Annotated in this window: 12 protein-coding genes; all 12 read left to right on the plus strand. The window is 70.4% G+C overall.

The features are described from left to right. Positions 1 to 51 precede the first annotated feature (51 nt). The 12 genes from priA (at position 52) to pyk (ending at position 11,690) form a co-directional block, all read left to right on the plus strand. Positions 52 to 804, plus strand: a complete 753-nt coding sequence (gene priA, locus ABD732_RS13195) for a bifunctional 1-(5-phosphoribosyl)-5-((5-phosphoribosylamino)methylideneamino)imidazole-4-carboxamide isomerase/phosphoribosylanthranilate isomerase PriA (RefSeq protein WP_344784423.1) — start codon at positions 52 to 54, stop codon at positions 802 to 804. Between the two features lie 37 nt (positions 805 to 841). Further along, positions 842 to 1,678, plus strand: coding sequence for an inositol monophosphatase family protein (locus tag ABD732_RS13200; RefSeq protein WP_344784425.1), 837 nt, complete (start codon positions 842 to 844; stop codon positions 1,676 to 1,678). A 77-nt stretch (positions 1,679 to 1,755) separates the two neighbouring features. Then, positions 1,756 to 2,538 (plus strand): imidazole glycerol phosphate synthase subunit HisF, encoded by a 783-nt coding sequence (gene hisF / locus ABD732_RS13205; RefSeq protein ID WP_344784427.1) that lies wholly within the window; start codon positions 1,756 to 1,758, stop codon positions 2,536 to 2,538. A gap of 63 nt (positions 2,539 to 2,601) precedes the next feature. Further along, positions 2,602 to 2,967 (plus strand): phosphoribosyl-AMP cyclohydrolase, encoded by a 366-nt coding sequence (hisI, locus tag ABD732_RS13210; protein WP_344784429.1) that lies wholly within the window; start codon positions 2,602 to 2,604, stop codon positions 2,965 to 2,967. A gap of 33 nt (positions 2,968 to 3,000) precedes the next feature. Continuing rightward, the gene (locus ABD732_RS13215; RefSeq protein ID WP_344784581.1) at positions 3,001 to 3,204 is read left to right on the plus strand and encodes a tautomerase family protein; all 204 of its coding nucleotides are present in this window, start codon (positions 3,001 to 3,003) and stop codon (positions 3,202 to 3,204) included. Continuing rightward, a complete protein-coding gene (locus tag ABD732_RS13220; RefSeq protein WP_344784431.1) occupies positions 3,201 to 4,778 on the plus strand; it encodes an anthranilate synthase component I in 1,578 nt (525 codons plus the stop codon). The genes ABD732_RS13215 and ABD732_RS13220 overlap by 4 nt, the downstream gene beginning before the upstream one ends. Further along, positions 4,771 to 5,481 (plus strand): TIGR02234 family membrane protein, encoded by a 711-nt coding sequence (locus tag ABD732_RS13225; protein ID WP_344784433.1) that lies wholly within the window; start codon positions 4,771 to 4,773, stop codon positions 5,479 to 5,481. Before ABD732_RS13220 ends, ABD732_RS13225 begins: the two co-directional genes overlap by 8 nt. Positions 5,482 to 5,566: 85 nt before the next feature. Continuing rightward, positions 5,567 to 6,385 carry an indole-3-glycerol phosphate synthase TrpC gene (trpC, locus tag ABD732_RS13230; RefSeq protein WP_344784435.1) on the plus strand — a complete coding sequence of 273 codons (819 nt, stop codon included), beginning with the start codon at positions 5,567 to 5,569 and terminating at the stop codon, positions 6,383 to 6,385. Positions 6,386 to 6,449: 64 nt separating this feature from the next. Further along, complete coding sequence (gene trpB / locus ABD732_RS13235; RefSeq protein WP_344784437.1) at positions 6,450 to 7,769, plus strand: tryptophan synthase subunit beta; 1,320 nt, start codon at positions 6,450 to 6,452, stop codon at positions 7,767 to 7,769. Then, complete coding sequence (trpA, locus tag ABD732_RS13240) at positions 7,766 to 8,572, plus strand: tryptophan synthase subunit alpha (RefSeq protein WP_344784439.1); 807 nt, start codon at positions 7,766 to 7,768, stop codon at positions 8,570 to 8,572. The genes trpB and trpA overlap by 4 nt, the downstream gene beginning before the upstream one ends. A 24-nt stretch (positions 8,573 to 8,596) precedes the next feature. Continuing rightward, a complete protein-coding gene (gene lgt, locus ABD732_RS13245) occupies positions 8,597 to 10,246 on the plus strand; it encodes a prolipoprotein diacylglyceryl transferase (protein WP_344784441.1) in 1,650 nt (549 codons plus the stop codon). Positions 10,247 to 10,256: 10 nt separating this feature from the next. After that, on the plus strand, positions 10,257 to 11,690 hold the full coding sequence (gene pyk, locus ABD732_RS13250; protein ID WP_344784443.1) for a pyruvate kinase: 1,434 nt from the start codon (positions 10,257 to 10,259) through the stop codon (positions 11,688 to 11,690). Positions 11,691 to 11,727: the final 37 nt, after the last annotated feature.

An 11,727-nucleotide genomic window follows, 5' to 3' on the forward strand; every position in this document is an offset into this window, starting at 1 on the left:
CCGGACCCGCCCGTCCCACACCCCGACACATTCGAGAGAAGACCGAACGAGATGGCTCAGATCCTGGAACTCCTTCCCGCCGTGGACATCGTCGACGGCCAGGCCGTCCGCCTGGTGCAGGGCGCCGCCGGCTCGGAGACCCCCTACGGTTCGCCGCGGGACGCGGCCCTGGCGTTCGAGCGCGACGGCGCCGAGTGGATCCACATGGTGGATCTCGACGCCGCCTTCGGCCGCGGCGACAACCGCGCCGTCATCAGCGAGGTGGCCGCCGAGCTGACACCGAAATTGGAACTGTCCGGCGGCATCCGCGACGACGCCTCGCTGCAGGCCGCCCTCGACACCGGCTGCACCCGCGTCAATCTCGGGACCGCGGCCATCGAGGACCCGCAGTGGTGTGCGCGGGCCATCGCCGAACACGGCGACAAGATCGCCGTGGGCCTGGACGTGCTGCGTGACGAGCACGGCGTGTACCGTGTCCGCGGCCGCGGCTGGGTCACCGAGGGCGGCGAGGTGTGGGAGGTGCTCGACCGGCTGAACGACGACGGCTGTGCCCGCTACGTGGTGACCGACGTCAGCAAGGACGGCACCCTGACCGGACCGAACCTGGAACTACTGGAGGCCGTTGCGCGCCGCACCGATTCGCCGGTCGTCGCCTCCGGGGGGATCTCCGCGCTCGACGACCTGGTCGCGATCGCCGCACTGGCTCCGCTCGGGGTGGAAGGGGCGATCATCGGCAAAGCCCTCTACGCTGGACGCTTCACGCTGCCCGAGGCGCTGGCGGCGGTCGCCGCGGCGGCCGGCTGAACGCGCCGACCCGGACCGAAGGAGCACGGACCCGACGATGAGCATCACCGCACACGATCTGGACCTGCCGCGACTGCAAGCCGTCGCGAGCCAGATCCTCGATGCGGTGGTCCCGGACTTCCTGGGCGGCGCCGGGGCGCCGAGCGCGGTCGCCAAGGGCGGCACCGACTTCGCCACCGAGATGGACCTGGCCCTCGAACGCCGGCTGACCGCCGAACTGGAGCGGCGCACCGCGATCGGCGTGCACGGCGAGGAGTTCGGCGGGCCCGACCCGGCGAACGGCATCGTGTGGCTCCTCGACCCCATCGACGGGACCTTCAACTACTCGACGGGACTGCCGACCACCGCGATGCTGCTGGCACTGGTAGTCGACGGCGAACCGGTGCTCGGCCTCACCTGGGTGCCGCCGCAGGGGCAGCGTTTCGCCGGATACCGCGGGGGGCCGCTGCTGATCAACGGCGAGCCGGCGGCGCCGCTGCAGCCGCAGGATTCGCTGCACAGCACCGCGATCGGTTACGTCTCGTATTACTTCGACCAGCACGGCCTGTTCCCCGGCGCGCAGCGGGCCCGCGTGCAGGGCGAGATCACCCGGCGGCACGCCCGGATCCGCATGCAGGGTTCCACCGGCACCGACATGGCCTACGTGGCGGCCGGTCACTTGGCCGGTGCGGTGTCGTACGGGCGTCACCCGTGGGACCACGCGGCCGGGGTGGCGCTGGTGCGCGCGGCCGGCGGCATCGCCACCGACATCTTCGGCCGGCCCTGGACGGTGGCCACCCCGTCCCTGGTGGCCGCCGCACCCGGGGTGCACGCCGAACTGCTCGAGGTGATTGCCGCGGGCGAGTGGCCCGAACCGCAGACCCTGACCTTCTGACCGGGTCCCGAGACTTCGACCCGCAGACCCCCACAGCAGCCGATGATCGTTCCGATCCGACCGAGAGGTGAAGACAAGTGAGCCTGGCCGTACGCGTGATCCCGTGCCTGGACGTCGACGGCGGGCGGGTGGTCAAGGGCGTCAACTTCGAGAATCTGCGCGACGCCGGCGATCCGGTGGAACTGGCCGCGCGCTACGACGCAGAGGGCGCCGACGAGCTGACCTTCCTCGACGTCACCGCCTCGAGCGCCGGCCGCGGCACCATGATCGACGTGGTCCGCGCGGCTGCCGACCAGATCTTCATCCCGCTGACCGTCGGCGGCGGGATCCGGACCGTCGACGACGTCGACGCCATGCTCCGGGCCGGCGCCGACAAGGTGAGCGTCAACACCGCCGCCATCGCCCGCCCGGAGGTGCTCGAGGAGATGAGCCGCCGATTCGGGTCGCAGTGCATCGTGCTGTCGGTGGACGCGCGCACCGCCCGCGACGGAACCACCACACCGTCGGGCTGGGAGGTCACCACCCACGGCGGCCGCCGCGGCACCGGGATCGACGCCGTCGAGTGGGCCCGCCGCGGCGAGGAACTCGGGGTGGGGGAGATCCTGCTGAACTCGATGGACGCCGACGGCACCAAGGAGGGCTTCGACCTCGCGATGATCGCCGCCGTCCGCGACGTGGTCTCCGTGCCGGTGATCGCCAGCGGCGGCGCCGGCCGGGCCGCGGACTTCCCGCCCGCCGTGCTCGCCGGGGCCGACGCGGTGCTGGCCGCCTCGGTCTTCCACTTCGGGGAACTGACCATCGGGGACGTCAAGGACGCCATGGCCGCCGAGGACATCGTCGTCCGCACCGCCCACGACTGACCCGAGTCCCGACCCGCCCGACCCGCACCGAAATCCGACCACCCGCGACCCTCAGGAAGTGCCATGGCTCTGCCCGCCGACCTCGCAGCCCGACTCAAGCGCACCGACGACGGCCTCGTCGCCGCCATCGCTCAGGAACGCGGTACCGGCGAGGTGCTGATGATGGCGTGGATGGACGACGTGGCACTCGAACGCACCCTGGCCACCCGCCGCGCCACCTACTACTCCCGCTCCCGGCAGCAGTACTGGGTGAAGGGGGAGACCAGCGGGCACGTCCAGTTCGTGCACGACATCCGCCTCGACTGCGACGGCGATACGCTGCTGTTGACGGTCGATCAGACCGGGGCCGCATGCCACACCGGGAACCACAGCTGCTTCTTCGCGCCGCCGCTGGAGTTCGCGGTGCCGGTCGAGCCGACCGCGGACTGATCACTCGAGCCCCGCATCAACGAGCCCAGCACCATCGAAGCAGGAAGGATCGACGCCATGCCGCTCATCCAGATCTCCCAGACCCCCGGCCTGTCCGATCGGGTCAAGAACGAGACCATCGCGGCGGTGACCGAGGCCTACGCCCGCGCCACCGGCAAGAACCCGGACTCGGTCTGGGTGACCATCAACGAGATCCCGCGCACCCAGTGGGGTGTCGGCGGAGTTCCGCTGGGATGACGGGCACCGCCGAATCCCACACCACCACGCTGGCGACCTTCCTGGACCTGGCGGTCGACCACCGGGTGGTGCCGGTGACCCGCAAACTCCTGGCCGACTCGGAGACACCGTTGTCGGCGTACCGCAAGCTCGCCGGCGACAAAGAGGGCACCTTCCTGCTCGAGTCCGCGCAGAACGGACAGTCCTGGTCGCGCTGGTCGTTCATCGGCGCCGGCTCCCCGTCGGCACTGACCGTCGCCGACGGCCAGGCCCACTGGTGGGGCACCGTCCCGGCAGGCGCGCCCACCGGCGGCGATCCCCTCGAGGCGCTGGCCGCGTCGCTGCGGCTGCTGCAGACCGACCATCTGCCCGGCATGCCTCCGCTCACCGGCGGCTTCGTCGGTTTCATGGCCTACGACTTCGTCCGGCGCCTGGAACGGCTCCCGGAGACCACGGTCGACGACCTCGGCCTGCCCGACATGTGCTGGTTGCTCGTGGCCGACCTGGCCGCCTTCGATCACCACGAGGGCACCATCACCCTGATCGCCAACGCCATCAACTTCGACGGCAGTGACGAACGGGCCGAACAGGCCTACCACGACGCCGTCTCCCGGCTGGACGCGATGACCGCGGCGCTGGCGGCCCCCGCCCCGTCGACCGTGTCGACGTTCTCTCGGCCCGCACCGGACTACACCAGCCAGCGGTCCCTGGACGACTACCGGGAGATAGTGGACGGTCTGGTCGAGGCCATCGAAGCCGGGGAAGCGTTCCAGGTGGTGCCGTCGATGCGTTTCGAGATGGCCACCGACGCCGACCCGGTGGACGTCTACCGCGTGCTGCGGGCGTCCAACCCGAGCCCGTACATGTACCTGCTGCGCCTGCCAGGTGTCGGCGCATCCGGCGTGGGTGCCCGCCCGTTCAGCATCGTCGGTTCCTCGCCGGAGGCGCTGGTGACCGTGTCCGATCAGGTGGCGACCACCCATCCGATCGCGGGCACCCGCTGGCGCGGGGCCACCGACGAGGAGGACCACCTGCTGGCCAAGGGACTCTTGGAGGACGAGAAGGAGAACTCCGAGCACCTGATGCTGGTGGACCTGGGCCGCAACGACCTCGGCCGGGTCTGCGAGCCGGGCACGGTGCGCGTCACCGACTACCGGCGCGTGGAGCGCTACAGCCACGTGATGCACCTGGTGTCGACCGTGTCGGGACGGCTGCGGGAGAACAACCAGGCGCTCGACGCCGTCACCGCGTGCTTCCCGGCGGGCACGCTCACCGGAGCGCCGAAGGTCCGGGCGATGGAGTTGATCGACCAGAACGAGATCACCCGCCGCGGCCTGTACGGCGGCATCGTCGGCTACCTCGACTTCGCCGGCGACGCCGACACCGCGATCGCGATCCGCACCGCGCTGATGACCGACGGCCGCGCCTTCGTGCAGGCCGGCGGCGGCGTGGTGGCCGACAGCGACGCCGAGTACGAGTTCAATGAGGCCCGGAACAAGGCGACGGCCGTCCTGAACGCCATCGCCGCGGCCGCCACCATGACCCCGGTGACCGCCACGGCCGCCCGGGTCGGCGAAGGGGAAGACGATGACTGAGACGTCCGCCGAGACCGGGGCACCGGGCCCCAACCGCAGGGCGAAGGCGATCGCCTCCCTCCTGCTGATCGCCGCCGCCGGCGTGCTGTGGGGGGCCTCGCGGATGACGTGGGCTGAGGTGTACGTCGAAGACGGGCTCAGCGAACCTCGCATCTTCGCCGTCACCGGCTCGGACTGGAGTCCGTGGCTGGTGGCCATCGCGCTGTTCTTCCTGGCGGCGCTCGTCGTGCAGTTCGTGCTGCACGGGATCGCGCTGCGGATCGTCGCGGTGGTCGTCGCGCTCGCCGGCATCGCCGTCGCCATCCCGGCTGTCACGCTGATCAACAGCGGTGCCGACAGCATGTACGCCGCCGAGGTGATCGACCTGCCGGCCCGCTACGACGTGGTGGCCATCACCTCGCGCACGGGTGCGGGGATCCTGGTGCTGGTGGCGGCGGCCTGTGCGGTGCTCGGCGCGATCGCGATGCTCCGGTCCGCGTCCAGCGCATCGAAGATGTCCTCCAAGTACACCTCGCCGGCCGCCCGGCGGGAGGAACTCGAGCGGCGCGTCTTCGCCGAGCGGGAAGCGCGGCAGGCCGGACAGGATTCCGGCGCGGCCAGTGAGCGGGAGTTGTGGGAGGCGCTCGACCACGGTGTCGACCCCACCGACGACCTCCCGGAGACCGGTGGCGGACAGAGCGATCCGGGACCGACCCGCGGGTAACCGGACCCGAGGTCCAGCGCGATTCGCGAGGTATCTAGGCTGGAGCAAACAGTCGGGATCTCACGGCGGGAAAGGGGACGGCTCGGTGGCTGGCGGCACGGTACTCGACTCGATCATCGAGGGGGTCAGGGCTGACGTCGCCGCCCGCGAAGCGGTGCTCGATCTGGCCGCAGTGAAGAAGGCGGCACGGCGCGCGCCCGAGCCCCGCGATGCCACCGCGGCACTGCTGCAGCCGGGCATCGGCGTCATCGCCGAGGTGAAGCGGTCCAGCCCGTCCAAGGGCGCCCTGGCGAACATCGCCGATCCCGCGGATCTGGCGCGCGAATACGAGGCCGGCGGCGCACGCATCATCAGTGTGCTGACCGAGGAGCGCCGCTTCAACGGCAGCCTCGCCGACCTCGACGCGGTGCGTGCCGCGGTGGACATCCCCGTGCTGCGCAAGGACTTCATCGTCGGGCCGTACCAGATCCACGAGGCCCGTGCCCACGGCGCGGACGTGATCCTGCTGATCGTGGCCGCGCTGGAGCAGGACGCGCTGGCCTCGCTGCTCGACCGCACCGAATCGCTCGGCATGACCGCCCTGGTGGAGGTGCACACCGAAGCCGAGGCGGACCGGGCCCTGGAAGCCGGCGCCCGAGTGGTCGGCGTGAACGCCCGCAACCTGAAGACCCTCGAGGTGGACCGCGACAGCTTCTCCCGGATCGCGCCCGGCCTGCCGTCGAAGGTGATCAAGGTGGCCGAGTCCGGCGTCCGCGGCACCGCCGACCTGCTGGCCTACGCCGGCGCCGGTGCCGATGCGGTGCTGGTGGGTGAAGGCCTGGTGACCAGTGGCGCCCCGCGCCAGATGGTGTCGGATCTGGTGGCCGCGGGCACGCATCCGTCGTGCCCCAAGCCGTCGCACTGAGCACGTCGCTGCGGCGCGGAGCCGACCGGCGATCCGACCGAGACGACGAGGATATTGAGGAATCGTGACCGATCAATTCTCCGGTGAGAACTCCGGCCGTTTTCCGCTGGCCAGCGACGGCGTCGCGCAGCGCTCGGAGATCGGCCCCGACGAGCACGGCCACTGGGGCGAGTTCGGCGGCCGTCACGTGCCCGAGGCGCTGATGGCCGTGATCGAAGAGGCCACCACCACCTACGAGAAGCTGCGCAGCGACAAGGACTTCTTCGCCGAGCTCGACGCCCTCGCGCGCGACTACACCGGCCGGCCGTCGCCGCTCTACGAGGCCAAGCGCTTGTCCGGGGAGGCCGGCGGGGCCCGGATCTTCCTCAAGCGCGAAGACCTGAACCACACCGGCTCGCACAAGATCAACAATGTGCTGGGCCAGGCACTGCTCGCCAAACGGATGGGCAAGACGCGGGTGATCGCCGAGACCGGTGCCGGCCAGCACGGGGTTGCCACCGCGACGGCCTGCGCGCTGCTGGGACTGGAGTGCCTGATCTACATGGGCCGCGTCGACACCGAACGGCAGGCGCTGAACGTGGCCCGCATGCGGCTCCTCGGCGCCGAGGTGGTGGCCGTGGAGACCGGCTCGGCCACCCTCAAGGACGCCATCAACGAGGCGCTGCGCGACTGGGTGACCAACGCGCACAACACTTACTACTGCTTCGGCACCGCCGCCGGCCCGCATCCGTTCCCGATGATGGTGCGCGATCTGCAGCGCATCATCGGCATGGAGGCCCGAGCACAGATCCTGGATCAGGCCGGTCGGCTCCCCGACGCGGTCACCGCCTGCGTCGGCGGCGGCTCCAACGCCATCGGCATCTTCCATCCCTTCCTCGACGACGACGGAGTGCGCCTGGTCGGTTTCGAGGCGGCCGGCGACGGCGTGGACACCGGCCGGCACGCAGCCACGTTCACCGGGGGCAGTCCGGGCGCCTTCCAGGGCGCCTACTCGTACCTGTTGCAGGACGAAGACGGCCAGACCATCGAGTCGCACTCCATCTCCGCCGGCCTGGACTACCCGGGCGTCGGCCCCGAGCACGCCCACCTGCGCGAGATCGGTCGCGCCGAGTACCGCCCGGTCACCGACACCGAGGCGATGGAGGCGCTGGCGCTGCTGTCGCGCCGCGAAGGCATCATCCCGGCGATCGAATCGGCGCACGCCGTCGCCGGTTCGCTGGCGCTCGGACGCGAACTGGGCGAAGGCGCGATCATCGTCGTCAACCTGTCCGGTCGCGGTGACAAGGACGTCGACACCGCCGCGGAATGGTTCGGCCTGCTGGACAAGCCGCTGTCGGAGTTCGAGTACGCGGAGAAGCTGAAGCAGAAGGAGAACGGCGCATGAGCCGCAAGCCCGCCCCCGCCTCCCGCCTGGGTGAGACCTTCGCCGCCTGCCGCGCCGACGACCGGGCCGCCCTGATCGGCTACCTGCCGGTCGGTTACCCGACTGTCGAGGACTCGCTGGGCACACTGCGCACGATGGTCACCGCCGGCTGCGACATCGTCGAGATCGGCATCCCCTACTCGGATCCGGTGATGGACGGTCCGACGGTGGCCACCGCCGCACAGGTGGCACTCGCCAACGGCTGCCGGGTCCGGGACGTCTTCACCGCGGCCGAGACCGTGGCCGCCGCCGGCGCGCAGCCGGTCGTGATGACCTACTGGAACCTGGTCCTCAAATACGGCGTGGACGCCTTCGCGCGGGATCTGGCCGCGGCCGGCGGCGTCGGGGTCATCACCCCGAACCTCATTCCCGAAGAGGGCGCGCAGTGGCATGCCGCGTCGCAGGCGCACGACCTGGACCGTATCTATCTGGTGGCTCCGTCGTCGACCCCGGAACGGCTGGCGATGACCCTCGACAACTGTTCGGGCTTCGTCTATGCGGCCTCTACGATGGGCGTCACCGGCGCCCGCGACAATGTCTCGTCGATGGCGCCCGAGTTGTGCGCCCGCGTCCGCGAGTACTCCGACATCCCGATCGGCGTGGGTCTGGGCGTGCGCAACGGTGCGCAGGCCGCCGAGATCGCGGGGTACGCCGACGGCGTGATCGTCGGCTCGGCCATCGTCTCCGCCAGCGGCGAGGGAGAACGGGCCGTCGCCGAACTGGTCGGCGAACTCGCCGACGGAGTGCGCGGCGACGTGCGCTGATCGGCGTCCGTTAGGGTGGCACGCGTGAGCCACACGAGTATCCTCGCGTACCTGCCCAGCCCTCCGCAGGGCGTCTGGTACCTCGGGCCCGTACCCCTGCGCGCCTACGCGCTCTGCATCATCGTCGGCATCGTCGTCGCGGTGTGGTGGGGCGATCGGCGCTGGCGTGCCCGCGGCGGTCAGCCCGGTGATGTGCTCGACGTGGCCCTGTGGGCGGTGCCCTTCGGCCTGATCGGCGGTCGGCTCTACCACGTCGGCACCGACTGGTACCGGTACTTCGGAGAGAACGGGAAGGGCCTCAGTGGTGCCCTCGCCGTGTGGGACGGCGGCCTCGGCATCTGGGGTGCGGTCGCACTGGGTGCGGTGGGCGCGTGGATCGGCTGCCGCTGGAAGGGCATCAAGCTCCCTCCGTTCGGAGACGCGCTGGCCCCGGCCATCCTGCTGGCACAGGCCATCGGCCGGCTCGGCAACTACTTCAACCAGGAGCTGTACGGCGGGACCACCGACCTGCCGTGGGGCATGGAACTGTTCGTCCGGCGCAACGGCGCCGAGACCGGGATCGCACTGCCCGACGGGGTCTCCACCGGTGTGGTGCACAGCGTGGTGCACCCGACCTTCCTGTACGAACTCCTCTGGAACGTGCTCGTGGTGATCCTGCTGGTACTGATCGACCGGCGTTTCCGGATCGGGCACGGACGCCTGTTCGCGCTGTACGTCGCCGGCTACTGCATCGGGCGCTTCGGGATCGAGTTGCTGCGCACCGACGCGGCCACCGAGGTTCTCGGCGTGCGCATCAACGTCTTCACCGCCGCGATCGTCTTCCTGTGCGCAGCGCTGTACTTCGTGTTCGCCCCCAGAGGACGGGAGCTGGGACTGTCCATGTACTGGCCGCGCCGCGCGGAGGAGCTCGCCGAGGCGGGAGAGCTCGGCTACGTGCCGCCGACGCTCGACGACGACCGCGACGATGACGACGACCGCGACCATGACGACGTCGAGTACGACCGCGACGACGCCGGGGATCAGGCCGACACCGACGACACAGATGCTGACGAGGCAGATCCAGACGGGGCGGATATGGGCGGGGCGGGCTCGGCGGCCGATGCTGCGACGACCGAAGCCGATGGCGACGCGCAGTGGGCGCGAGACGCCGGAGAGAACGGCGACACCGAGCACGACGACGCCGATGCCGACGAGGTCGACGGGGACCAGGCCGAGCAGGACGATGCCGGCGGGGAGACGCCTGCCGACACCGGCGCGATCTATACGGTCACCGCAGACCCGGGCGCCGGGGGCGGCGGGATCGAGGTGCGCGAGGTGATCTCGAGCGGAGCGGACAGTTCGATGGTGATCATCGGCCGCGCTGACGAACCGGCCGATGACGAACCGGCCGATGACGAAGAGTCCGGCGACGAAGAGTCCGGCGACGAGTCCGCGGATGAGGCCGACGCCGGGGCGGTGGACCAGGGCGTCGACGAGGTCGTGGACGACTCCGACGAGGAGTCTACTGACGACGCCGCTGACGACACCGCTGACGACGCGGCTGCCGGCGACGAGGTCCTGGTCGACGACGAGATGTTCGCCGACGACGAGATCCCCGTGGTCGACGAGGTCCCGGACGCCGACTCGGAGGTGTCCGGAGAGGTGGATCGGGACGGTTCCGGCGGAAAGGACTAGCCTGGTTCGCGTGACCCGTCGAACCAAGATCGTCTGCACCCTCGGCCCTGCTACCAACTCTCTGGAGCGCATCACAGAGCTCGTCGAGAGCGGGATGAACGTCGCCCGCATGAACTTCAGCCACGGCACCCATGAAGACCACAAGGCGGTCTACGAGGCCGTGCGCGGGGCCGCTGAGGCCACCGGCCGTCCGGTGGGCATTCTGGCCGATCTCCAGGGCCCCAAGATCCGCCTCGGCTGGTTCGAGGACAACGGCCGTCCCAACGGGATGGTCGACTGGAGAACCGGTGAGCAGGTGCGGATCACCGTCGACGACATCGTCGGCAACCACGACCGCGTCTCCACCACGTACAAGCGCCTCGCCGACGACGCGCAGCCGGGCGATCGGCTGCTGGTCGACGACGGCAAAGTGGGCCTGGTGGTCGAGTCGGTGGACGGCAACGACGTGGTGTGCCGGGTCACCGAGGGCGGCCCCGTGAGCAACCACAAGGGCCTCTCCATGCCCGGTATGAACATCTCGGTCCCGGCGCTCAGCGAGAAGGACATCGCCGATCTCGAATTCGCGCTCAGTCTGGGTGTGGACCTGGTGGCCCTGTCCTTCGTGCGCAGCCCCGGCGACATCGAACTGGTCCACGAGATCATGGACCGGGTGGGTCGCCGGGTGATGGTCGTCGCCAAGCTGGAGAAGCCGGAGGCGATCGACAACCTGGAGGCGATCGTGCTCGCCTTCGACGCGATCATGGTCGCGCGCGGTGATCTGGGCGTGGAGATGCCGCTCGAGCAGGTGCCGCTGGTGCAGAAGCGGGCGATCCAGATCGCCCGGGAGAACGCCCGGCCGGTGATCGTGGCGACGCAGATGCTCGACTCGATGATCGAGAACTCGCGCCCGACTCGGGCGGAGGCCTCGGACGTGGCGAACGCGGTGCTCGACGGCGCCGACGCGGTGATGCTGTCCGGCGAGACCTCGGTGGGCAACTTCCCGTTCGAGACCGTTCGCACCATGAGCTCGATCGTGGTCGCCGCCGAAGAGAGCCGGCGCGAAGTACCGCCGCTCAAGCATGTGCCGCGCACCCAGCGCGGGGTCCTGACCTATGCGGCCCGCGACATCGGCGAACGGCTCAACGCCGCCGCGATCACCGTCTTCACCGAGACCGGTGACACCGCACGCCGAATCGCCCGCCTGCACTCGCGGCTGCGGCTGATGGCCTTCACCACCGAGGAACAGACTCGCAATCAGCTGACGCTGAGCTGGGGAGTGGAGCCGTTCCTGGTGGCCAAGGCGGCGAGCACCGACCTGATGATCGACCAGCTCGACGAGTTCTGTGAGAGCAGCGGCGCGGTGAAGCACGGCTCGGTGGTCGTGGTGGTCGCCGGGGCGCCCCCGCAGGTGCCGGGCTCCACGAACCTGCTGCACCTGCACCGCATCGGCGAACAAGACCACTGATCGGTCCGTGGCGGCGACGGTCTCCGGTGTGCCGGGG

Source organism: Gordonia caeni (assembly GCF_039537105.1).
Taxonomy (GTDB): Bacteria; Actinomycetota; Actinomycetes; order Mycobacteriales; family Mycobacteriaceae; genus Gordonia; species Gordonia caeni.